Origin of the sequence: Actinoallomurus purpureus, assembly GCF_024055795.1 — a bacterium.
Classification (GTDB): domain Bacteria; phylum Actinomycetota; class Actinomycetes; order Streptosporangiales; family Streptosporangiaceae; genus Actinoallomurus; species Actinoallomurus purpureus.
Genome location: NZ_JAMXMY010000017.1, coordinates 87,971 through 109,151, shown reverse-complemented (window position 1 = coordinate 109,151; position 21,181 = coordinate 87,971). Strand labels below are relative to the sequence as shown.

19 protein-coding genes and 1 pseudogene are annotated in these 21,181 nt (G+C 69.6%); 12 read left to right on the top strand and 8 right to left on the bottom strand.

The genetic code is table 11. The annotated features are described in order from the left end of the window. Positions 1-634: 634 nt before the first annotated feature. The 3 genes from nrdR (at position 635) to NE236_RS28345 (ending at position 4,846) form a co-directional block, all read left to right on the top strand. Complete coding sequence (nrdR, locus tag NE236_RS28355; RefSeq protein ID WP_252845234.1) at positions 635-1,099, top strand: transcriptional regulator NrdR; 465 nt, start codon at positions 635-637, stop codon at positions 1,097-1,099. Between the two features lie 74 nt (positions 1,100-1,173). Beyond that, entirely contained in the window at positions 1,174-3,993 is a 2,820-nt protein-coding gene (locus NE236_RS28350; RefSeq protein ID WP_252845233.1) for a vitamin B12-dependent ribonucleotide reductase, read from the top strand. Positions 3,994-4,282: 289 nt separating this feature from the next. Next, positions 4,283-4,846 carry a hypothetical protein gene (locus NE236_RS28345; protein WP_252845232.1) on the top strand — a complete coding sequence of 188 codons (564 nt, stop codon included), beginning with the start codon at positions 4,283-4,285 and terminating at the stop codon, positions 4,844-4,846. A gap of 361 nt (positions 4,847-5,207) precedes the next feature. Here the strand turns inward: NE236_RS28345 and NE236_RS28340 are convergent, their stop codons facing one another. After that, the gene (locus NE236_RS28340) at positions 5,208-5,948 is read right to left on the bottom strand and encodes an SDR family oxidoreductase (protein WP_252845231.1); all 741 of its coding nucleotides are present in this window, start codon (positions 5,946-5,948) and stop codon (positions 5,208-5,210) included. A 94-nt stretch (positions 5,949-6,042) separates the two neighbouring features. Between NE236_RS28340 and NE236_RS28335 the strand changes: the two genes are divergently transcribed. After that, entirely contained in the window at positions 6,043-6,594 is a 552-nt protein-coding gene (locus tag NE236_RS28335; RefSeq protein WP_252845230.1) for a TetR/AcrR family transcriptional regulator, read from the top strand. 89 nt (positions 6,595-6,683) lie between these two features. Next, entirely contained in the window at positions 6,684-7,634 is a 951-nt protein-coding gene (locus tag NE236_RS28330; protein ID WP_252845229.1) for a helix-turn-helix domain-containing protein, read from the top strand. Between the two features lie 83 nt (positions 7,635-7,717). Here NE236_RS28330 and NE236_RS28325 read toward each other — a convergent pair whose 3' ends face one another. Continuing rightward, the gene (locus NE236_RS28325; protein ID WP_252845228.1) at positions 7,718-8,689 is read right to left on the bottom strand and encodes a quinone oxidoreductase family protein; all 972 of its coding nucleotides are present in this window, start codon (positions 8,687-8,689) and stop codon (positions 7,718-7,720) included. A gap of 107 nt (positions 8,690-8,796) precedes the next feature. On the opposite strand from NE236_RS28325, the gene NE236_RS28320 reads away from it, so the two are divergent. Further along, positions 8,797-9,255 carry a MarR family winged helix-turn-helix transcriptional regulator gene (locus NE236_RS28320; RefSeq protein ID WP_252845227.1) on the top strand — a complete coding sequence of 153 codons (459 nt, stop codon included), beginning with the start codon at positions 8,797-8,799 and terminating at the stop codon, positions 9,253-9,255. A gap of 142 nt (positions 9,256-9,397) precedes the next feature. Here the strand turns inward: NE236_RS28320 and NE236_RS28315 are convergent, their stop codons facing one another. From NE236_RS28315 to NE236_RS28295, 5 genes are all read right to left on the bottom strand, one after another. Continuing rightward, on the bottom strand, positions 9,398-9,739 hold the full coding sequence (locus NE236_RS28315; RefSeq protein WP_252845226.1) for an ArsR/SmtB family transcription factor: 342 nt from the start codon (positions 9,737-9,739) through the stop codon (positions 9,398-9,400). 357 nt (positions 9,740-10,096) lie between these two features. Further along, the gene (locus NE236_RS28310) at positions 10,097-10,990 is read right to left on the bottom strand and encodes an esterase/lipase family protein (protein ID WP_252845225.1); all 894 of its coding nucleotides are present in this window, start codon (positions 10,988-10,990) and stop codon (positions 10,097-10,099) included. Between the two features lie 209 nt (positions 10,991-11,199). Next, a complete protein-coding gene (locus NE236_RS28305) occupies positions 11,200-11,688 on the bottom strand; it encodes a PPOX class F420-dependent oxidoreductase (RefSeq protein WP_252845224.1) in 489 nt (162 codons plus the stop codon). Positions 11,689-11,706: 18 nt separating this feature from the next. Beyond that, a complete protein-coding gene (locus NE236_RS28300) occupies positions 11,707-13,185 on the bottom strand; it encodes a DHA2 family efflux MFS transporter permease subunit (protein ID WP_252845223.1) in 1,479 nt (492 codons plus the stop codon). A 75-nt stretch (positions 13,186-13,260) separates the two neighbouring features. Further along, positions 13,261-13,749 (bottom strand): MarR family winged helix-turn-helix transcriptional regulator, encoded by a 489-nt coding sequence (locus NE236_RS28295; RefSeq protein WP_252845222.1) that lies wholly within the window; start codon positions 13,747-13,749, stop codon positions 13,261-13,263. A gap of 190 nt (positions 13,750-13,939) precedes the next feature. Between NE236_RS28295 and lplAB the strand changes: the two genes are divergently transcribed. Continuing rightward, positions 13,940-14,989, top strand: a complete 1,050-nt coding sequence (lplAB, locus tag NE236_RS28290) for a lipoate-protein ligase LplAB (protein WP_252845221.1) — start codon at positions 13,940-13,942, stop codon at positions 14,987-14,989. Positions 14,990-15,095: 106 nt separating this feature from the next. Then, on the top strand, positions 15,096-16,739 hold the full coding sequence (gene pgi, locus NE236_RS28285; RefSeq protein ID WP_252845219.1) for a glucose-6-phosphate isomerase: 1,644 nt from the start codon (positions 15,096-15,098) through the stop codon (positions 16,737-16,739). Positions 16,740-16,848: 109 nt separating this feature from the next. Here pgi and NE236_RS28280 read toward each other — a convergent pair whose 3' ends face one another. Beyond that, positions 16,849-17,781, bottom strand: a complete 933-nt coding sequence (locus tag NE236_RS28280; protein ID WP_252845218.1) for a DoxX family protein — start codon at positions 17,779-17,781, stop codon at positions 16,849-16,851. Positions 17,782-17,936: 155 nt separating this feature from the next. Between NE236_RS28280 and NE236_RS28275 the strand changes: the two are divergent. The 4 genes and pseudogenes from NE236_RS28275 to NE236_RS28260 form a co-directional block, all read left to right on the top strand. Next, positions 17,937-19,137: pseudogene (locus NE236_RS28275) on the top strand (RNA-guided endonuclease InsQ/TnpB family protein); the annotation flags it as partial. Positions 19,138-19,653: 516 nt separating this feature from the next. Then, complete coding sequence (locus NE236_RS28270) at positions 19,654-20,268, top strand: DUF4178 domain-containing protein (protein WP_252845217.1); 615 nt, start codon at positions 19,654-19,656, stop codon at positions 20,266-20,268. Between the two features lie 3 nt (positions 20,269-20,271). Next, the gene (locus tag NE236_RS28265) at positions 20,272-20,766 is read left to right on the top strand and encodes a DUF2617 family protein (RefSeq protein WP_252845216.1); all 495 of its coding nucleotides are present in this window, start codon (positions 20,272-20,274) and stop codon (positions 20,764-20,766) included. Further along, positions 20,763-21,179, top strand: a complete 417-nt coding sequence (locus tag NE236_RS28260; protein WP_252845214.1) for a DUF4247 domain-containing protein — start codon at positions 20,763-20,765, stop codon at positions 21,177-21,179. The genes NE236_RS28265 and NE236_RS28260 overlap by 4 nt, the downstream gene beginning before the upstream one ends. Positions 21,180-21,181: the final 2 nt, after the last annotated feature.

The window sequence follows — 21,181 nt, the reverse complement described above, 5'->3', positions numbered from 1 at the left end:
ATTCCCGCGACCGGATCCGTGAAGGGCGGGGCCATTGGCGCGCCCCTCGCCGGCCGATGCGGAACAGCCGCCATCCGTCCTCGCGGGGCGTGGAGGGGGCGGTCCTCGTGGGGGTGTGAATGGGGTGTGGGCGGCATCCGTCCTCGCGGGCGTCGGCATCCGTCGTCGCGGGGCGTGGAGGGGGTGGTTCTCGTGGGGCGCGAACAGGGTGGCCGGTGTCCGCCGTAGGGGGGTGCGAAGGGGGTGGCCGCCGACCTGTCGCCCGGAGGGCCATGGCAGGCTGGGGGTCCCCTGGGGGCATGACTCGCGCAGGGTGCCCGCGCGATGTGATCCACTTCACCGTTGCGGCCGCCAGTGGCGTTTACGCAGGTGATCTAGGGTGTCCCGCGCCGATTCGGTGGATCGCGGCGGCCGGTGGAGGGTGCGACACGCCGGTGAACGGCGGCGGATCGCCACGTGAGCGGCGTCTTCCCGCCGGGTGTCCCGCGTGGGTTGCGATGGACCCGGTCGGGCTCTACGGTTGGACCACAACATCTAGTAGTTACATGGATGTAGTTCACTATAAGTTGTGGTTACAAGGTGAGGTTCGCGCAGAAGGCGCGTGACCCGCTGTCAGGGGGAGGAGTCCGGAGGCATGCATTGCCCGTTCTGCCGCCACACCGACAGCAGGGTCATCGACAGCCGGACGGCCGAGGACGGAGCCGCGATTCGGCGCCGTCGCTCGTGCCCGGAGTGCGGTCGTCGCTTCACCACCCAGGAGACGGTGCTCATGATGGTCGCCAAGCGTAGCGGCGTCACCGAGCCATTCTCCCGGGAGAAGATCATCGCCGGAGTGCGCCGGGCGTGTCAGGGCCGTCCCGTCAACGAGGACGCCCTGGCCATGCTCGGGCAGAGGGTCGAGGAGGCGATCCGGGCGACCGGGAACGCCGAGATTCCCTCGCACCAGATCGGGCTGGCGATCCTCGGCCCGCTCCGTGAGCTCGACGAGGTCGCGTACCTGCGATTCGCCTCCGTCTACCGGGGGTTCGAGACGCTCGACGACTTCGCCAAGGAAATCGAATCACTGCGCGCGGCGTTCGGCGGCGACGCCCGGTCCTAGGGGCGGCGCCCGGCGCGGCGGGCTGTACGGGTAATCCTGGAGGTGGGCCTGGTGTGCCCGAGAAGGGGGATGTCATGACGGAGACGGTGAGCGGCTCAGCCCGACGGGGCAAGACGGGCCGCAAGGGCGTGAAGATGGAGCGGATCTTCACGCGGCCGGGCGTCCACCCGTATGACGACGTCCGGTGGGAGCGGCGCGACGTCGTCATGACCAACTGGCGTGACGGGTCGGTGAACTTCGAGCAGAAAGGCGTCGAGTTCCCCGACAGCTGGTCGGTCAACGCGGTCAACATCGTCACGTCGAAGTACTTCCGTGGCGCGGTGGGCACCCCGCAGCGCGAGTGGAGTCTCAAGCAGCTGGTCGACCGGGTCGTCGGCGTCTACACCGAGACGGGCCGCGAGAACGGCTACTTCTCCTCCGAGGAGGACGCCGAGATCTTCGACCACGAGCTGAAGCACGCCCTGGTCAACCAGGTGTTCAGCTTCAACTCGCCGGTCTGGTTCAACGTCGGCACGGCCTCCCCGCAGCAGGTCAGCGCGTGCTTCATCCTGTCCGTGGACGACACGATGGAGTCGATCCTGGACTGGTACAAGGAAGAGGGCGTCATCTTCAAGGGCGGCTCCGGCTCGGGGGTGAACCTCTCGCGCATTCGCTCCAGCAAGGAGCTGTTGTCCTCCGGCGGCACCGCCAGCGGACCGGTGTCCTTCATGCGCGGCGCCGACGCCTCCGCCGGGACGATCAAGTCCGGTGGTGCCACCCGCCGTGCGGCGAAGATGGTCGTCCTCGACGTCGACCACCCGGACGTCGAGGAGTTCATCGAGACCAAGGCGCGTGAAGAGGACAAGATCCGAGCCCTCCGCGACGCCGGCTTCGACATGGACCTCGGCGGCAAGGACATCGTCAGCGTCCAGTACCAGAACGCCAACAACTCCGTCCGCGTCTCGGACGACTTCATGCGGGCGGTCGAGTCGGGAGGCTCCTTCGGCCTGCGTTCCCGCCGCACCGGCGAGCCCATCCAGCAGGTCGACGCCAAGGACCTCTTCCGCAAGCTCGCCCAGGCGGCCTGGGCGTGCGCGGACCCCGGCATCCAGTACGACGACACGATCAACGACTGGCACACCAACCCCGAGACGGGGCGCATCACGGCCAGCAACCCGTGCTCGGAGTACATGAGCCTGGACAACTCGTCCTGCAACCTGGCCAGCATCAACCTGCTGAAGTTCCTGAACGACGACAACACCATCGACGTCGAGCGGTTCGTCAAGCTCAGCGAGCTGGTCATCACCGCGATGGACATCTCCATCACGTTCGCGGACTTCCCGACCGAGAAGATCGGCGAGACGACGCGGGCGTACCGCCAGCTCGGCATCGGCTACGCCAACCTGGGCGCGCTGCTGATGGCGACCGGCCACGCGTACGACTCCGAGGGCGGGCGCACGCTCGCGGCGGCCATCACCTCGCTGATGACCGGCGTGGCCTACCGCCGCTCCGCCGAGCTGGCCGGCGCGGTCGGCACGTACGAGGGCTACGCCCGCAACGCCGAGGCGCACAAGCGCGTCATGAGCAAGCACGCCGTCGCCAACGACGAGATCCGCACGCTCGACGAGGTGGACAAGGCCGTCCACATCGAGGCCACGAGGCAGTGGCAGCAGTGCCTCAAGCTCGGCGAGAAGAACGGCTACCGCAACGCCCAGGCCTCCCTGCTGGCGCCGACCGGCACGATCGGCCTCATGATGGACTGCGACACGACGGGCATCGAGCCCGACCTGGCGCTGGTCAAGTACAAGAAGCTGGTCGGCGGCGGCTCGATGCAGATCGTCAACAACACCGTGCCCCGCGCCCTCAAGAAGCTCGGCTACCAGCAGGAGCAGATCGAGGCGGTCGTCGAGTACATCGCCGAGCACGGCCACGTCGTCGACGCGCCCGGCCTGCGCGCCGAGCACTACGAGGTCTTCGACTGCGCGATGGGCGAGCGGGCCATCAGCCCGATGGGCCACGTGCGGATGATGGCCGCGGTGCAGCCGTTCCTGTCCGGCGCGATCTCCAAGACCGTGAACATGCCGGAGCAGGCCGCCGTCGAGGACGTCGAGAAGATCTACTTCGAGGGCTGGAAGCTCGGCCTGAAGGCGCTCGCGATCTACCGCGACAACTGCAAGGTCGGCCAGCCGCTGTCGGCGTCCAAGAGGAAGACCGAGGAGAAGGTCGTGGAGGCGCCGGCCCCGGTGGTCGAGCGCGGCCCGGTCCGTACCCGCCTGCCCAAGCAGCGGTCCGCGACCGTGACCCGGTTCTCCGTCGGTGGTGCCGAGGGCTACATGACGGCCTCCAGCTACCCCGACAACGGGCTCGGCGAGGTCTTCCTCAAGCTCGGCAAGCAGGGCTCCACCCTGGCGGGCGTCATGGACGCCTTCTCGATGGCGATCTCCATCAGCCTCCAGTACGGCGTGCCGCTGGAGACCTGGGTGGAGAAGTTCACCAACATGCGCTTCGAGCCGGCGGGCATGACGGATGACCCGGACATCCGGATGGCGACCTCGATGATGGACTACATCTTCCGTCGCCTGGCCCTGGACCACCTGTCGTACGAGACGCGCGCCGAGCTGGGGATCTTCTCGGCCGAGGAACGGACGGCCCAGGCGGCGGGACAGGACCCGGCGACGCTGCACGCCGAGGAGGACGTCGACCGCGAGTCGCTGGCCCAGTCGGTGCCGGTCGAGCAGCCGAAGGTCAAGGAGCCCGAGCCGCCCGCGGCGGCGCACTCCTCGACCGAGCTGATCGAGAGCCATCAGGGCCGTACGGCCGACGCGCCGCTGTGCATGACCTGCGGCACGAAGATGCGCCCGGCCGGCAGCTGCTACGTCTGCGAGGGCTGCGGCTCCACCAGCGGCTGCAGCTGATTCTGGGCGCCATTAAGGCGTGAAATAGCAGGTCAGAGCGGGGGAGTCGACGAGACGTCGGCTCCCCCGCTTGGTGCTTCGGTGACTCGGCTGTCGCCTTCGGCGCAGCCGATCCGAGCTTGCGGTAGACGCCGGACCTCAGCGTTGGAAGCCTGTCAGATGGGGAAGCGGCTCGCGTTGGTTCCCCACTTTCCCTCCACGGGCGGTGCGGGGTTCGTCGATGATTTCAGGGTCGCACCAGGGATCTTCCCGATGTTGTCGGCGACGGGGTGGCGCCAGGCTCGACGTCATGACCACGTCAGAACCCGCAGACCGGATTCCCGCCGGCGTCGTCCGCAAATTCCGCGATGAGCTCGTTCAGGACGCGCTCGATCGCACCTCGCCGATGTTCCGGGTCATCATCGACCAGGCGGCCATGATGGCACGACTTCGGACACCCACCGGAGACGTCATCGAATGGTGGGAAGCTCCCAACGAGGCCGGCGGGACTTTCATCTACCTACGCCAGCTCCCGGCCGACGGCGGAGACGAGAAGGGGAGTACCCAAGGCGACAGCGCCGAATTCCGGCCGCCCGGCGTGCTCCCCATGCTCATCGTGATCGAGGAGACGCTGCGCCGCGGCCGCTGGTTCGTGGCCGGGCACATCTACAGGCCCGGAGCGGTGGCGGTTCGTCTCGACTTCGAGGACGGCCACAGCCACGAGGTCGCCGTGCAATCCAACGGCTACTTCCTGGATCTCCTGCCCTGGCCCTCGGAGGCGCAGCCGTGGCGGTTCGATGCCGTGGCCCTCGACGGTCATGGCAGGGCCATCGAGCGCGACGCGGATCTCCCCGGCACAGAGGAACCGTCCTGAGCCCGGGGCTTTGGAATACCGCGCCCGCCGAATAGCGGCGGCGTCGGTCCTGATACGCCACCACGGCCGGCAGGCCGCGCTGGCGCCGCCACCGATTCATATCCAGCACGCACGCCCACACGTCACCGGCTGAGGCCAGCAGCCCGAAACACCGCCGCCGCTGGCCGGCCGTCACACGCAGGCCGACCCGGGCGGTGCGCAGCACCACCCGGGGAGCATCCGGATCAACACGTCGAGGCACGAAGTGATTACAGCAGGTGCCTACGACAGAACAGACCCCCACAGCTAGACCGCGCTCTGAACCGCCCGGAGCGGTCGTCGCCGAAGCCCGATTACGAGGCCAACGTTAGTTGACGCAACACTAGCTTTGGACGGTCGGGCGGATGGTGATGTCGCCGATTTCGACGTCGTGGGGCTGTTCGATGGCGAAGGCGATGGCGCGGGCGACGGCTTCGGGGGCGATGGCGAACTCGTCCATGGTGCGGCGGATCTGCTCGCGGACATCGGCGTTGTCGATCGAGTCGGCGAGTTCGGTACGGACGACGCCCGGCGACACCGCTGTCGTCCGCAGCACGCCGTCGGTCGACTCCTGCCGCAGTCCTTCCAGGAGAGTACGAACGGCGTTCTTGGTCGCGGCGTAGACGGCCTGCGTAGGGACGATCTTCAGGCCGGACGTCGACACCGTGGTCACCAGGTGGCCGTGGCCCTGTCGGCGGAAGACCGGCAGCGCGGCGGCGATGCCGTGGAGCACCCCGCGGAGGTTGACATCGATCATCGCCGACCAGCCGTCGACGTCGAGGTCGGTTACAGGCCCGATCTTGCTGATGCCGGCGTTGCTCACCAGCACGTCGAGCCGGCCGAACTCCGCGACGGCCCGGCCGACGAGTCGTTCGAGGTCCTCGTGCCGAGCGACGTCCGTGGCGCAGGTGATGGCACGTCCACCGTGGCCGCAGATGTCCTGGGCGATCTCGTCGAGGCGCTGAGTCCGGCGCGCGCCGAGGACGACGGCCGCGCCGCGCTCGGCGAGCAGGCGCGCCGTGGCCTCGCCGATGCCACTGCTCGCTCCGGTGATGGCGACGACCTTGCCGCTGATGGCTGTCATAGGGAGCTCCTCCAACGTAAAGTGGACATGTGTCCGCTTTGTTCTCACGCTAGCGGACACATGTCCGCTTAGCCAACCGTCGAGCAGAGGAACGATGGACTCAACCCGCCGCCGGGCCGACGCGGCCGACAATCGCGCACGGATCATCCGGGCCGCGCGAGCGGTCATCGCGAACGCAGACGAGATCAAGCTCAACGCGATCGCCAAGCAGGCAGGGGTCGGCCAGGGCACCCTGTACCGCCACTTTCCGACCCGTGAGGATCTGCTCGCCGAGGTCTATCGGGAGGACGTAGACGCGCTCGTGGCGGCGGCGCCCGCGCTGCTCGCCGAGCACGAGCCGCTCACCGCGCTGGCTCGGTGGTTCGACCGGGTGGCCGACTACGCGCAGGTCAAGCGTGGAGTGTTCGCCGCCGTCGAAGTGGGGGTGTGGCGGGACCTCTCCGCGCACAGCCTCGGCCCGATCGGTGACGCGCTGACCACACTCCTCGACGCCGGCAAGGCCGACGGGACCATCCGCTCCGACGTCGACGCCCGTGACGTCATCCTCCTCATCGGCTACCTGACCCGCCTCGAGGAGGCCGAGTGGGACGCCAGAGCCCGGCACCTGCTCCACATCGTCCTCGACGGACTACGCCGTCGCGAATAGCCGATCCCGAACGTACGGTCCCCCGCCACCGCATCTTCGGGAGCCGTCGGCTTGAGGTTCCAGCGGCTGGAAGGTGCACAGTCGTCTTCATGAGCACGAGCGCGGAGCTGTTCACGATCGGGCGGTTGGCGGATCGGTGCGGGGTGCCGACGCGGACGATCCGGTTCTGGTCGGACGCCGGGCTGGTGTCTCCCGTCGGTCGATCCGCCGGGGGATATCGCCTCTATGACACCGAAGCGATGGCCCGACTCGATCTTGTCCGGACTCTGCGGGACCTGGGACTCAGACTGGACGTGGTGCAGGCGGTCCTGGCGCGGGCCGCCACGCTCTCGGAGGTGGCGGCCGCGGAGGTCGCCGCTCTGGACGCGGAGATCCGGACCCTGCGGCTACGCCGCGCAGTGCTCAGCACGGTCGCCAAGCGCGGAAGCACGATCAAGGAGACGCTACTGATGCACAAGCTGGCCCGGCTGTCGGCCCAGGAACGGCAGCAGATCATCGACGATTTCGTCCAGAGCGTCGTCGAGGGCATCGAACCCGACGCACCCGCGATGGGCATCGCACAGAGCATGCGCAAGATGCCCGCAGAGCTGCCCGATGACCCGGCCCCGGAACAGGTCGACGCGTGGATCGAACTCGGGGAGCTCGTCGCGGACGAGGACTTTTGCAAGCGAGTTCGTGCCATGGCCGTCGCCGGTGGAGGAGCCGATGAGCTGGAGTTCGGCCCCGGCTACCACGCGGTCGTCGAGAACGCGGGACGGGCTCTGGCGGAGGGGATCGCACCTGACTCGACCCAGGGAAAGGCCGTTCTGGATCGCATCGTCGCGCCGGACATCCCGGCCGAACACCGTGCACGGATGCTCGAACAGCTCGAGACGTTCGTCGACGCTCGGGTGGAGCGGTACTGGCAGCTACTGGCGATCATCAACGGCCGCCGGCCGCAGTCGCCGGCCGTTCCCGGCTTCGAGTGGCTGATCGCCGCTCTGCGCGCGGACCTCGGTGATCGGCTGGCATCCCGGGGGAGTGCCGCACCCTCCGAATGAGTGAGCTGCGCCCGTACAGCGAGCGCTCACCGATCGAAGGCGGCAGGTCGAACGCCCTGCTGTCCGGCGAGATGCAGACGGCCTCAAGTGGTGAGGACGAGGCGCTGGCCGGGGATGGTGGGTGTGGTCCAGGCCTGCTCGACCTGGGCCAGCGGCATCGGTAGCGGGTCGACGGTGAGGGTGCCGCTGGAGATCTGGGCTGCCAGGGCGGGGAGTTCGGCGAGGATCGCGGCGGTGGTGACCGATCCCTGTCCGCTGCCCATGATCTGGAGATTCGCGGCCCGGAGCAGAGACGAGGGCAGGCTGATGTCGGCGCCGGCGACGGAGCCGATCTGGATCCAGGTCAGGGGCTTGGCGCGGTCGGTGCGGGCCTTGGCCAGGGCGAGCATCGCCTGCTCGGCCGGGTGGCCCCACAGATAGTCGATGACGACGTCGACGTCGGCTGCGGCCGTGCTGATCCGGTGGGCGATGTCGGCGTCTTCGCCGTCCAGGGACACGACCTCATCGGCGCCGAGGCCGGTGACCAGCTTCAGGCGTTCGGCGTCGCGGCCCGCGCCGATGACGCGGCCGGCGCCCAGGTGGCGGGCGATCTGCACCGCGAGCTGCCCGGCGTTACCGGTGGCGCCGAGCACCAGTACGTCCTGTCCCGGCTGGAGGTCGATGCGGCGGTGCAGCGCCACCCAGGAGGACATGCCCGGGTTCATCGCGGCCGCGACCGCGATCGGGTCGGTCCCGGCCGGCAGGGCGAATGCGCGCCGCCGGTCGATCACCGTCTGCTCGGCCATCGACCCGAACGCGGTGTCGGGGAGCACGAAGTACAGCAGGTCCCCCTCCGGGGTGCGGCCGACGCCGTCGATGCCGGGGACCAACGGCAGGACCCCCTCGGACGTGTAATGCGACCCGTCGGCCGTCGACCGGACCCGCGGATGCAGGCCCGCGGCCAGCACGTCGACCACCACATCGTGCTCGCCCGAGGGCTCCGGGAGCGGGATGGCCTCATGGCGGGGCGGTGCGTCGAAGGAACGGACGACGGCGGCATGCGTGGTACGGCCCATGGCAGGCTCCAATCGGAAGCGGAAACCCGGTGAGGGACAACCGGAATGGTTGGTGTCACAAACCAAATTAGTTTGTGGCACCAACCATGTCAACTAGACTGAGTGGCATGACCGCGCAACCGCCGCCTCCGGCCGTCGGCGAAGGCTCCACAGCAGACGACGGGCTGGACGTCGTCGACGGCCTCGTCCAGCTGTCCTTCCACATCCAGGCGGTCCTGGCGCAGGTCGCCGCCGACCACGATCTGTCGATCACACAGATCCGGCTGCTGGGCATCCTGCGCGACCGGGACGCCGAAATGCTCCAGCTCGCAGGCCACCTCGGCCTGGACAAGTCCAGCGTGACCGGGCTGGTCACCCGTGCCGAGCGGCGTGACCTGGTGCGGCGCGTTCCCTCACCCCGCGACCGCCGCGCCGTCCTGGTCACCCTGACCTCCCAGGGCCGCCGGCTCACCAGCGACGGCGAACGCCGGATACGCGACCGCATCACCACGCTGACGGCCGGACTCACGAAGACCGAACAGGGCACCCTGGCCGCTCTGGCCACCCGGATCCTGCGGGTCCGCTGAGCACGCTCGGTGCCATGGCGGCGGCGGTTCAGGGCGCCGGGGCGCCACCCGCCGGCCGCCGCCATCGCGGCATGGTCGATCGGCCGGGTGCGGAGTTTCCCGCGCGCGCGGCGACGGCGAGCCTGAGAGCTTTGACGCGGCTCTAGAGCGAGCGTCCGAGCGCGTCGACGAGCTGGGCGATGCGCTCCTCGTCGCGCCGGTAGTGCGTCCACTTCCCGATACGAGTGGAGCGGACGAGTCCGGCACGCTCCAGCGAGGCCATGTAGGCGGAGACGGTCGACTGGGCGAGCCCGGTCTTGGCCTGAATGTGGCTTACGCACACGCCGACCTCGTGGGGGTCCGCGATCCCCTCCTCCACCGGGAAATGGTGCTCGGGGTCGCGCAACCACTGGAGCACCTGGAGCCGTACAGGGTTGGCGAGCGCCTTGAACACGTCGACCAGCTGCGCGGAGGCGTCTTGGGAGGATGTGGCGTGTGTCGTCATAAGTCGTCGAGGCGAGTATAGGGGCCAATCCCGACGTTTCGCGGTATTTCGATGCGACCTGCCCAAACGAACCCCCAGGCGGCACCTGCGCGAACGGGATGCTCGGAGAAAGAGGGTACGGACGCCGGAATGCCGGATTTCTCCGGTGTGTCGGGTGCCTTCACCGAGCCTTGCGCACGGAAGCGCCGCGGGGGAACGCCGCGTGGCGGCGGCCGTTTCCGGGTGGGAGTCGGTGCCGGCCTGACGCTGCTGGCCCTTGTCCTCCGGGTCGCCCGGACGGGAGGTCCCGCGCTGTCACTTCGCGCGTACGGCCCGCCGTCCGGGAGCGGGTGACCGCCCCCGGACGGCGGGAACGGCTCAGCCGTGGGACGCGCAGGTGGTCGTGGTCGCGTGGGCGGGGTCGAGTGCGTTCTCGACTTCGTGCAGGACGACCGGGTCGAAGGCCATCGCGGCGTGCTCGGACAGATCGGCCGGGCAGAGGTCCTGAAGGGTGACGTTGCGGACGCCGGAGCCGCTGAGGAACTGCGTGCCGTACGGAGTGACGACCTCGTCGTACTTGGTGGAGATCACGGTGTAGGAGACGCCCGGGACCGTGTCGCCGCCGGCGTTCAGCCTGGTCAGCAGGTCCGATCCGACGATCTGGTCGCCGCAGGCCGGGCAGCCGGCATTGAGGAGGTCGATCGCGCCGGGGAAGGACGCGGCGAGGGCGGCGAGACCGTCGAGCGTGGTCCCGTGGTTGGAGGGGGCAAGTCCGACGAGGGCGTGTACCTGGGCCGCCCCGCCGAGGAATCGCAGGTAGTAGCGCGGCATCATGCCGCCCTGCGAGTGTCCGACGACGTCGACCTGGTCGGCGTTCGTGGCGGCGAGGACGCCGGTGACGAAGGTCGCCAGCTGGGCCGCCGACTCCGCCACCGGGGCGACGGCGCGAAGGACGGGGACACCGGGCACCTGGCCGTAGGTGAGGGCGAAGACGCAGTAGCCGCGTGCGGCGAGAGCCGGTGCGTCGGTGATCCAGTTGACGCTGCCGTTGGCGAACGTGCCGTGGACGAGCACCACCGGGCGGGGATGGGCGGTGGTCGGCCGGCACGACCAGTCGTTCGCGCCGGGGACGCCGGGGGCGGCGAGCGCCTTGGCCGCGTCGACGGGGGTGGTCGCGCTCGCGGGGGCGGTGAGGACGGCGAGAAGGGCGGTGGAGAGCGCTGCGGCGGCGGTGGCACAGAGGGTGCGGAGGGTGCGGGGGCCTGGGGGCACGGTTCCTCCCGGAGGCGTGGAGGGGGGAGTGTCGATGTGAACCAGCTCACGTAACTGGTCACTTATGAGGGAAGTTACCTCTGGGTTAACTAGCTGGCCAGAGCGCGACGAATAACGGAGAAATAACGAATACCGGTGAGTATGCGGCGGGGCGCCGGAACGTTCCGGCGCCCCCACACGCGCTCTCCGCCGCGGTCAGGCCGCCCCTGTCACCGGCCGCCGGAGGGAATGTCCAAGGCGGTTCCGTAGAGACGGTCGACGCGCAGCCGGATCACCAGCCGCTGGTCGGCCACCATCTGCGTCAGGAAGGCGGCCCGCTCGTCGGGGCTCTCGAAGGGCGGCACCATGGCGAGCAGTTCCAGCCCCGTCGGGTCCCCGGGTGTGGCCGTGATCGGGGAGAGCTCCGCGGTGCCCTCGGCCACGGCGAAGGACCAGTGGTCCCCGCTGCTCACGTACAGGGCGCTCCGCGGATCCTTGCGCAGGTGGCGCACCTTCAGCCGATCGGCGGTCGTGCTGACCCGGGCGATGCGCTCCCGGCCGTCCCAGGCGTACAGAACGGTCGAGAGGTGGGGGTGACCGTTGCTCTTGTTCGTGGCCAGCGCCCCGAAATTGTGATCGGCGAGGAATCGGACGAGGGCGTCGTCGGACAGCGCGACGGGGGCGGGGCCCGATCCTGGGGCGTCGTCGGTGTGGCTCATGATTCGTGCTCCTGGCTTTCAGCGAGTGGGGGCCGCGGCGGGGATGCCGCCCGTGCTCTCGGTGCCGGTCGGCGCGGCCGTCGTGCGGCGCGGCTGCCGTAGGACGGTGAGGGCGAGGATGAAGGCGACGGCGAGCAGGCCGGCGCCGATGCCGAACGCCAGGTGGAATCCGCCGGTCAGCGCGGACGCCCGATCGTGTCCATGGGCCGCCAGCCCGCTGGTGCGCGCGGTCGCCAGAGTGGACAGCACCGCGACGCCGAGCGCGCCGCCGACCTGCTGGGCCGTGCTGAACAGCCCGGAGGCCACGCCAGCGTCGTCCGGGCGCGCGCCCGACATGCCGAGGGCGGTCACCGCCGAGATCGCCAGGCCGAACCCGCCCGCCAGCAGCATCGTCGGCAGCAGGTCCACGACGTAGCCGGCATGAACGGGCAGCCGGGTCAGCAGCGCGAGGCCCACGGTCAGCAGCGCCAGGCCCGTCAGGAGCACGGCCCGCTCACCGAACCGCGCGATCGACCGCGCCGAGAGCAGGAGCGAGACCGCCGCGATCGTCCCGGCCGCCGGCAGCAGGGCCAGGCCGGTGCCCAGCGCGCCGTACCCTCCCACGTTCTGCAGGTACAGGGCGATGAGGATCTGGAACCCGAAGAGGGCGGAGACCATCAGGACCTGAATGAGGTTGGCTCCCGAGACCTTCCGCGACCGGAACATCCGCAGGGGCAGCAGGGGGGCGGTGGCGGTGGCCTGCCGCAGGACGAAGGCGGCGAGAAGGGCCACCGAGAGCCCGCCGAGGCCCAGCGTGTACGGCGAGGTCCAGCCGTGGCGGTTCGTCTGGACGATCGTGTAGACCGTGAGCATCAACCCGGTGGTGACCAGCAGGGCGCCGATCCCGTCCGCACCCGCGCCGAACCCGAGCCCGCGGTCGGCGGGCAGGACCCGGATCGCCAGGAGGATCGTCGCCAGGCCGATCGGCGCGTTGATGAAGAAGATCCAGTGCCAGTTGATCGCCTCGGTGAGGACGCCGCCGAGGACCTGGCCGAGCGATGCGCCCGCGGCCCCGACGAAGCTGAACGCGCCGATCGCCGTGCCGCGCTCGCGCGGCTCGGGGAACAACGTGACGATCATCCCGAGGCTCACGGCGGAGGTCAGCGCACCGCCGACGCCCTGGATGAACCGCGCGGCGATCAGCATCTCCTGGCCGGTGGCGACACCGCACAGCAGCGACGCCACGGTGAACAGCGCCAGTCCGGCGACGAACACGCGCTTGCGGCCGACCAGGTCGCCGAGCCGTCCGGCCAAGAGTAGGAGACCGCCGAAGGCGATCATGTAGGCGTTGACGGTCCAGGTGAGGTTCGCGGGGGAGAACCGCAGGTCCCGCTGGATGGCCGGCAGCGCGACCGTCACGATGCTGCCGTCAAGAATGATCATCAGCGTTCCGGCGCACAGGGCCACCAGCGCGGCCGTACGCGAGCGGACGGGGGATGGAGCGTGGGGTGAGGTCATGGGGTGTCTCCCGGTTCGTGGGCAACCGAGAGAGACGCTAGCAGATTGTTTTGTTGTAGACCATCTTGAACGGACTTACTTTCGGGACTGGCGTGCCCGCCGGACCGGCCGGTCGCACTCCACCGGGGTCGCCAGGTGCCCTTCGGCCAGCCGGGTCAGCGCGCCGACCAGCACGTCGCGCTCTGCTTCGGGGAGCGCCTCCAGGGCCTCGCGGTGCACCCGGTCGGCGATGCGCGTGCCTTCGGCGACGATCCTTCTCCCCGCCTCGGTGACCGAGATGATCCGCGCGCGCCGGTCCCGGCTCGACGGCCGGCGCTCCGCGAGGCCGGCCTTCTCCAGTTCGTCCATGGTCACGACCATCGTCGTCTTGTCGAGGTCGGAGATCTCGGCCAGCTGGATCTGGGTGCGTTCCTCTTCGATCGCGTGGAACAGGACGCAGTACGCCCGCGGCGTGATGCCGATCTCTTCGAAGGCGGCGCTCATTCGGGTGGTCAGCACGTGGGCGGTGTGGGTGAGCAGGTACGACAGGTCCGGGACGGTACGGGAAGGTGCGCTGGTCGTCATGGGCGCCAATCTAGCAAATAGGTAAAGTTGTAGATTATCTACTGCCGTCCATAAATCGCCGTCCGTCCGGATCACGCGATCACGGCGGGCGAGCAGGAATCCGCGCCGGGCCGGCGGGGTTGAGGAGCACCGGGGCCGCGCGCCGGGCGCGGTTCCGGCAGCACCGGTCGGGACAGGCAGGTAGGCCAGGATGCATGGTGAGTACAAGGTGCCGGGCGGCAAGCTCGTGGTCGTCGACTTCGACGTCGATGACGGCCGACTGCGGAGCACCCAGGTCAGTGGCGACTTCTTCCTCGAACCGGACGAGGCCCTGGACTCCATCGACGCCACCCTGGACGGGCTGCCCGCCCACCTGGAGGCGCGGGACATCGCCGCCCGGATCGACGCGCGGCTGCCGGCGGGCACCACGATGTTCGGATTCTCCACGGAGGCCGTCGGGATCGCGGTACGCCGCGCGCTGACGGACGCGAGCGACTGGCGTGACTACGACTGGCGGCTCATCCACGAGGAGCCGCAGGACCCGGCGCTGCACATGGCCCTCGACGAGGTGCTCACCGAGGAGGTGGCGGCCGGGCGCCGTCCGCCGACGCTACGGGTCTGGGAGTGGGCGGCACCCGCCGTGGTGATCGGCAGCTTCCAGTCGCTGCGCAACGAGGTGGACGCCGACGCCGCGCGCCGGCACGGCGTGACCGTGGTCCGCAGGATCAGCGGCGGCGGGGCGATGTTCGTCGAGCCCGGCAACACGATCACCTACTCCCTGTACGTCCCCGACGCTCTCGTCCAGGGCATGACCTTCGCCGACAGCTACGCCTTCCTCGACGACTGGGTGCTCGGCGCGCTGGGCGAGCTCGGCATCAGGGCGTGGTACCAGCCCCTCAACGACATCACCTCCGACCAGGGGAAGATCGCCGGTGCCGCGCAGAAGCGGGTGAGCGGAGGCGCGGTGCTGCACCACGTGACCATGTCGTACGACATCGACGCGGACAAGATGCTGCAGGTGCTGCGGATTGGCCGGGAGAAGTTGTCGGACAAGGGCATCGCCAGCGCGAAGAAGCGCGTGGACCCGTTGCGGCGCCAGACCGGACTGCCCCGGTCGGAGATCATCGACCGTATGATCGCCCACTTCGGCGGCCGGTACGGGCTGACGGAGGACCGGCTCACGGCCGGCGAGCTGCGGGCGGCGGACAAGAGGGTGGCCGAGAAGTTCGGCACGGTCGAGTGGACGGCGCGCGTGCCCTGACCGGTCCGGGGGTCCGTGAGACGGGCCCGCTCGCGCTTCGGTTGGATGGTCGTGGAGAGGGCACCCGGAGAGAGTGCTCGGCTGGATCTGATCAAGGGGAGGCAAGATGTCCGACCGTGCTCGGCTGGATCAGACGGAACAGTGGCGGGCGCTGCGACAACACCACCGGGAGCTGGGCGAGCCGCCGCTGCGCGAGCTGTTCGCGTCCGACCCGGACCGGGGCCGCCGCTACGCGTTGGAGGTCGGCGACCTCTACATCGACTACTCACGGCATCTGATCACCGATGAGACGCTTCGGCTGCTGCGTGACCTCGCGGAGGCCCGGAGGATCGCGGACCTGCGCGACGCCATGTTCGCCGGGGAGAAGATCAACGTGACCGAGGGCCGTGCGGTGCTGCACACCGCGCTGCGCGCCCCGCGCACCGCGCGCGTCGAGGTGGACGGCGAGGACGTCGTCCCCGCGGTGCACGCGGTGCTGGACAAGATGGCCGCCTTCGCCGAGCGGGTCCGGTCCGGGGAGTGGAAGGGCCACACGGGCAGGCCGATCCGTACGGTCGTCAACATCGGCATCGGCGGCTCCGACCTGGGCCCGAAGATGGCGTGCGAGGCGCTGAAGCCGTTCACCGACCGGTCGCGTCAGTTCCGGTACGTGTCGAACGTCGACGGCGCCGACCTGCACGAGAACATCCGCGACCTCGACCCGGCCGAGACGCTGTTCATCGTCTCCTCCAAGACGTTCACGACGGTCGAGACGATCACGAACGCCACCTCGGCGCGGCGCTGGCTGCTGTCGGAGCTCGGCGACGAGTCGGCGGTGGCGCGCCACTTCGTCGCGGTGTCCACCAACGCCGAGCAGGTGGCCAAGTTCGGCATCGACACCGCCAACATGTTCGAGTTCTGGGACTGGGTGGGCGGCCGGTACTCCGTCGACTCGGCCATCGGCCTGTCCCTGATGATCGCCGTGGGGCCGGAGCGGTACCGCGAGTTCCTGGACGGCTTCCACCTGATCGACGAGCACTTCCGCACGGCTCCGCCGGAGAGCAACGTGCCGCTCCTGCTGGGGCTGCTCGGCATCTGGTACGACGACTTCCACGGCGCGCAGACCCACGCGGTGCTGCCCTACAGCCACTACCTGTCCCGGTTCACCGACTACCTGCAGCAGCTCGACATGGAGTCCAACGGCAAGTCGGTGGACCGCCAGGGCGAGCCGGTGAGCTGGGAGACCGGCCCGGTCGTGTGGGGCACGCCCGGCACGAACGGCCAGCACGCCTACTACCAGCTGCTGCACCAGGGCACCAAGCTCATCCCGGCGGACCTGATCGGATTCGCCCGCCCGGTGGAGGAGCTGGGAGAGCTCGCCGACCAGCACGACCTGCTGATCGCGAACCTGTTCGCGCAGGGACAGGCGCTGGCGTTCGGCAAGACGGCCGAGGAGGTCGCGGCGGAGGGCGTGCCCGCCGAGCAGGTGCCGCACCGCACCTTCCCCGGCAACCGCCCGACGACGACGATCCTGGCCGACTCGCTGACCCCGTCGGTGCTCGGTCAGCTGATCGCGCTTTACGAGCACAAGGTGTTCGTCCAGGGCGCGATCTGGGACATCGACTCCTTCGACCAGTGGGGTGTGGAGCTCGGCAAGGCGCTCGCCAAGCGGCTGGAGCCCCAGCTGACGGCCGCCACGGCGGACACCGGGGACCTGGACGGCTCGACGGCCGCCCTCGTCGAGCGCTACCGCGGGCTCCGGGGCCGCTGACCGGTTCGGCAGCCTCCGCGGCAGCCCGGGGCGGTGTCTCACTCCGCGTCGTTCATTGAGGCGAGAAGATCCCTCGCCTCAATGAACGACGCAGAACACGACGGCCGGGTCAGGAGCTCTTCGCGGACGGTCCCTTGCGTGGCCTCGCTCGGGATGTGCCCTTCGGAGGCGTGCCCTCGGCCGGTGGCTCCTGTTCCGGCTTGGGCCCGGCGACGCGTACGTCGTGGGACGTGCCCATCGTGCCGCGCTTCGGTCGTCCGGCCGGCGTGCCGCCGTCAGGCTCCTGGGGGGCGCCGGAGGGGTCCGGCGCGCCCACCGCGTCCGGCGCGGCTGCGGCGTCCGGCGCGCCCGGGGAGGGCGAGGTGGCCGATTTTCGGCGGGTGCCTCGCCGGTCGCGAGTGGCCGAGGTGTCCAGGCTGCCGTCGGCGCCTCGCCCGCCGGGGGAGGTCGAAGCGTCAGCGTCCAGGCCGCCCGGCTCTGCGGAGGCGCCGGGCGCCAAGGGCGCCGGGGTCTCGCCGGAGCGTGACCGGCGGCGTCTGGGAGGGCGGCCGGGCCCGCCCCAGCCGAACAGGCGGTGGTCCAGGGTGAGCCGCCCGCCGCCGCCCGCCGCGAACAGCAGGGAGACCAGTCCGAGCACGAGGACCAGCTCGAAGCCGTTCCGGGGTGTGCCCTTGTCGACGAGGAAGACCCCGTGCTCGGCGTGGACGAACACGAAGGCCCCCGCCATGTCCAGGAAGAGCAGCGTGCCCGCCACCGGCAGTCCGACGCCGAGGATGAGAGCCGTCCCCCCGAGCAGCTCGACGAAGGTCGAGTAGACGGCCGCCGCCGTCGGCGCGGGCACGCCCATCGCGTCGAAGTTGTGGCCGGTCGCGTTCACGCCGACCTGGATCTTCTGCCAGCCGTGGGCCAGGAACACCACGCCGACGCCACAGCGGGCGAGCAGCGCGACGACGTCGTACACGGGCCGGCCGCGTGGCGCGGGCCGCTCCTGTTGGCGGTCGTCCGTCCAGAACGCGTTCATGTCCTCGGGCGACGTCTTCATCAAATACCTCTGAGGGGACCCCACCATCTCAAGGTGGGAAGGAATCGGAGTATTGCAGGGTAGATCAGGCGAAGACGAATTGCTGGGATGATTGGTCGTTTGATCTCGTCCGCCCGCTGGCTACCGTTAGCGTGCGCGTCGTGCCGACCATCCGTGTGAAGCGGGCGTTCAAGTACCGCTTCTACCCGACGTCCGAGCAGGCCGCAGAGCTAGCTCGGACGTTCGGGTGTGTACGGAAGGTCTACAACTTGGCGCTGACCGCCCGTACCGAGGCCTGGTCCGCCCGGGGCGAACGGATCGACTACAACGCCACCTCCGCGTTGCTGACGGCCTGGAAGAAGACCGAGGAACTGGCCTTCCTGAATGAGGTGTCCTGTGTGCCGCTGCAGCAGGCACTGCGGCACCTGCAGACGGCGTTCAGCAACTTCTTCGCCAAGCGGGCGGGATACCCGCGGTTCAAAGCGAAGAGGAAGTCGCGCGCATCCGCCGAGTACACCCGCAGCGGGTTCCGATTCCGTGACGGCTGGCTCACTCTCGCGAAGATGACCGAGCCGCTGGCCATCGTCTGGTCGAGGCCATTGCCGGATGATGCGGAGCCCTCGACCGTGACCGTCTCCCAGGACGCGGCGGGTCGCTGGTTCGTCTCGTTGCTGGTGGAAGACCCCGGTGCAGATCCGCTGCCGGCGACGGATGTCGCGGTCGGCGTGGATGCGGGCTTGGATTACCTGCTCACCCTGTCCACCGGTGAGAAGATCACCAACCCTCGCCACGAGCGTAAAGACCGCAAGCGCCTGGCCCGGGCGCAGCGGGAACTGTCCCGCAAAGCCTCCGGCGATGGCGCCAACCGGGCTAAGGCACGTCGGAAGGTGGCCCGTATCCACGCCCGGATCGCCGACCGGCGCCGGGACTTGTTGCACAAGCTGACGACTCGGCTCGTTCGTGAAAACCAAACGATCGTGATCGAGGACCTTGCCGTCCGGAACATGTTGAAGAACCGCAGCCTGTCCCGGGCGATCTCGGATGCCGCATGGCGCGAGTTCCGCGACATGCTGGAGTGCAAAGCCGCCTGGCACAGGCGGCAGGTGATCGCGGTGGACCGCTGGTTCCCCTCGTCCAAGCTGTGCTCGGCCTGTGGTGTCCTGCAACCGGCGATGCCGCTGAACGTCCGGGAGTGGACGTGCGCGTGCGGTATCACCCATGACCGCGACGTGAACGCGGCGAAGAACATTCTGGCTGCGGGCTGGCGGTGTCAGGCTGTGGAACCGGCGTAAGACCTCGGGCAGGATCCCTCCCGGACGAGGCGTCGGCAGTGAAACAGGAAGCCCGATGGCGGAAAACGTAGGGATCCCCCTCGTCCCTGAGGGGAGGAAGCCAACCCGCGATGATGCTTCCAGGCAGAATCGCCGTCCACTGGGTTCCGCGACCCGCTGCTTGATCGTGAGCTACGGGAAGGTGAGCGCTCCTCCGTCCCGTCACGGTTTGACAGCTTGCTGTCGTTTTCGAATGATGTGACAGCTGTTACCAGTGGGAAGGTTTCGTCTTGGCATCTCCCTCTAGCCGAAGCAGGGGATTCAACCCTCGCGGGTTGAGCTTTCTGCTTCATCGCCCGTTGCCGACCCGGATCACCGGCGAAGGACGGAGTGCCGTCCATCGGTCTTACACAGGCTCCACAGACGTGACTTCCCGCCAGCCCGGCGGTAGGCCCGGCGGACTTGTTTCTCGCCCGCCGGACGCAAGTAAGGCTACCAGTGGTCACGGATCGCATGCGGAGAGTTGCGGGAATCCGTTGAGGTGGGTTTACGGTTCTTGCCCACTCCGCAGGGGCCCGGTTCCTCCCCCGCCTAATGGCGGCGATCTTCTCGGGGGTATCTGATGAACGCGGCGGTCCTCGTTCTCCTGGCGTTGATCTTGCTCGCGCTGATCGCCGTGATCGTGGTGTTGATCATTGTGGTGGGTCGGCGCGGCGGTGACGCGCGGCCGGCGCCGGTTCCGGTGCCGCGCGACCCCTTCGGCCCGGAGGATCAGGCCGGGGGCGACCCTCGGACGCTCAAGGCCGGGGACATGATCGACTATCTCGGCGCACGCTACTTCGTACGCGGGTCGGTCCGGCTGCGCGAGGGCGGCTTCACCTGGAGCGAGCACCTCCTCGACGGTGACGGGGCCGACGGCGTCAAGGTCTGGCTCTCGGTCGAGGAGGACCCCGACCTGCAGGTCGTCTGGTGGACCGGGCGTGACGCCGGGCTGCGACCGGACGGGCGGACCCTCACGCTGGACGGCGTGGAGTACCGCCGGGACGAGCACGGCACGGCCACCTACACCACCGAGGGCACCACCGGCCTCGGCGCCTCCGGCCGCGTCGAGTACGTCGACTTCGAGCGGCCCGGCGGCCGGTACCTGTCGTTCGAACGCTACGACGGCGGCGCCTGGGAGATGAGCGCCGGCGACTCCGTGCCCGCCGGCGCCCTGACCATCTACCCGGGCGGCTGAGGGATGCTCGCCGACCTCGACGTCCCGTACGCCGACACCGGGGCGCACACGCTGTCGTTCGCGCTGGGGCTGGCGCCGCAGGACGCGCTGGCCGTCCTCCCGGTCGAGCGCGCCGGCCTGTCGCTGGAGCTCCGGCTGCTCGGCGCCTCCCATCAGGTCCTGGCCGGGCCGGTGAGCGAGACGGTGGCCTGCCTGGCCGGCGGCGGCCCGCTGCCCGGACGCGTGAGCCACGCCCTGCCGTCCTGGTCGTACGAGTTCACGGCCGACGTCGTGGCGCACGACGGTGACGCGGCGTTCGCGCGGGCGGTCGAGGCGCTGTCCGCCCGCCTGTCCGGCCGTGACGACGCCCTGACCGGGACCTTCCCCGGCTCCCCGTACGCCGTCACCGCGCTCGCCGTGGAGCCCGAACCGGGTGGCGTCGCGTGGCGGACCTGGCACGCCTACCCGCAGACCAAGGAGATCGTGATGACGCGCAGCCGGCTCGTGAGCCCCCGATGAAGTATGCCGCGATCGCCGGGGGCGTGCTGGTCGCCATCGTCGGAACGATCTTCGCGGTCGGTCACTTCTCGACGTCGCCGCAGAAGTGGATCGCCAAGCGTTACACCACCGTCGGCTACCACCGGTACCACTCGGCGAAACCGCCGTCCCGGGTCGCCGCCGAGATCACCCGTAAGTTCCGCCCCGTCGACCGGATCGCCGACAGCGCCGGCACCTACCTGCAGTACCGCTCGTGGGTGGTCGGGGTGCTGCCGGGCGGCGGCGGGACCGACATCACCGTCGACAGCCCTTCCGCAGGCTACAACCGCTACTCCTCCCACGTCGGCCGGTACTGGCATCGTCCGGGAAGCAACGGCTGGGACCGGCGCGGCGGAGCGTCGTTCCGCGGCGGCGGGTCGGGATCGGGCAAGTGAGG

Bases quoted from the DNA above. Each gene is read 5' to 3' on its own strand.
- nrdR (WP_252845234.1), top strand. From the start codon at position 635: ATGCATTGCCCGTTCTGCCGCCACACCGACAGCAGGGTCATCGACAGC.
- NE236_RS28350 (WP_252845233.1), top strand. From the start codon at position 1,174: ATGACGGAGACGGTGAGCGGCTCAGCCCGACGGGGCAAGACGGGCCGC.
- NE236_RS28345 (WP_252845232.1), top strand. From the start codon at position 4,283: ATGACCACGTCAGAACCCGCAGACCGGATTCCCGCCGGCGTCGTCCGC.
- NE236_RS28340 (WP_252845231.1), bottom strand. From the start codon at position 5,948: ATGACAGCCATCAGCGGCAAGGTCGTCGCCATCACCGGAGCGAGCAGT.
- NE236_RS28335 (WP_252845230.1), top strand. From the start codon at position 6,043: ATGGACTCAACCCGCCGCCGGGCCGACGCGGCCGACAATCGCGCACGG.
- NE236_RS28330 (WP_252845229.1), top strand. From the start codon at position 6,684: ATGAGCACGAGCGCGGAGCTGTTCACGATCGGGCGGTTGGCGGATCGG.
- NE236_RS28325 (WP_252845228.1), bottom strand. From the start codon at position 8,689: ATGGGCCGTACCACGCATGCCGCCGTCGTCCGTTCCTTCGACGCACCG.
- NE236_RS28320 (WP_252845227.1), top strand. From the start codon at position 8,797: ATGACCGCGCAACCGCCGCCTCCGGCCGTCGGCGAAGGCTCCACAGCA.
- NE236_RS28315 (WP_252845226.1), bottom strand. From the start codon at position 9,739: ATGACGACACACGCCACATCCTCCCAAGACGCCTCCGCGCAGCTGGTC.
- NE236_RS28305 (WP_252845224.1), bottom strand. From the start codon at position 11,688: ATGAGCCACACCGACGACGCCCCAGGATCGGGCCCCGCCCCCGTCGCG.
- NE236_RS28300 (WP_252845223.1), bottom strand. From the start codon at position 13,185: ATGACCTCACCCCACGCTCCATCCCCCGTCCGCTCGCGTACGGCCGCG.
- NE236_RS28295 (WP_252845222.1), bottom strand. From the start codon at position 13,749: ATGACGACCAGCGCACCTTCCCGTACCGTCCCGGACCTGTCGTACCTG.
- lplAB (WP_252845221.1), top strand. From the start codon at position 13,940: ATGCATGGTGAGTACAAGGTGCCGGGCGGCAAGCTCGTGGTCGTCGAC.
- pgi (WP_252845219.1), top strand. From the start codon at position 15,096: ATGTCCGACCGTGCTCGGCTGGATCAGACGGAACAGTGGCGGGCGCTG.
- NE236_RS28280 (WP_252845218.1), bottom strand. From the start codon at position 17,781: ATGAAGACGTCGCCCGAGGACATGAACGCGTTCTGGACGGACGACCGC.
- NE236_RS28270 (WP_252845217.1), top strand. From the start codon at position 19,654: ATGAACGCGGCGGTCCTCGTTCTCCTGGCGTTGATCTTGCTCGCGCTG.
- NE236_RS28265 (WP_252845216.1), top strand. From the start codon at position 20,272: ATGCTCGCCGACCTCGACGTCCCGTACGCCGACACCGGGGCGCACACG.
- NE236_RS28260 (WP_252845214.1), top strand. From the start codon at position 20,763: ATGAAGTATGCCGCGATCGCCGGGGGCGTGCTGGTCGCCATCGTCGGA.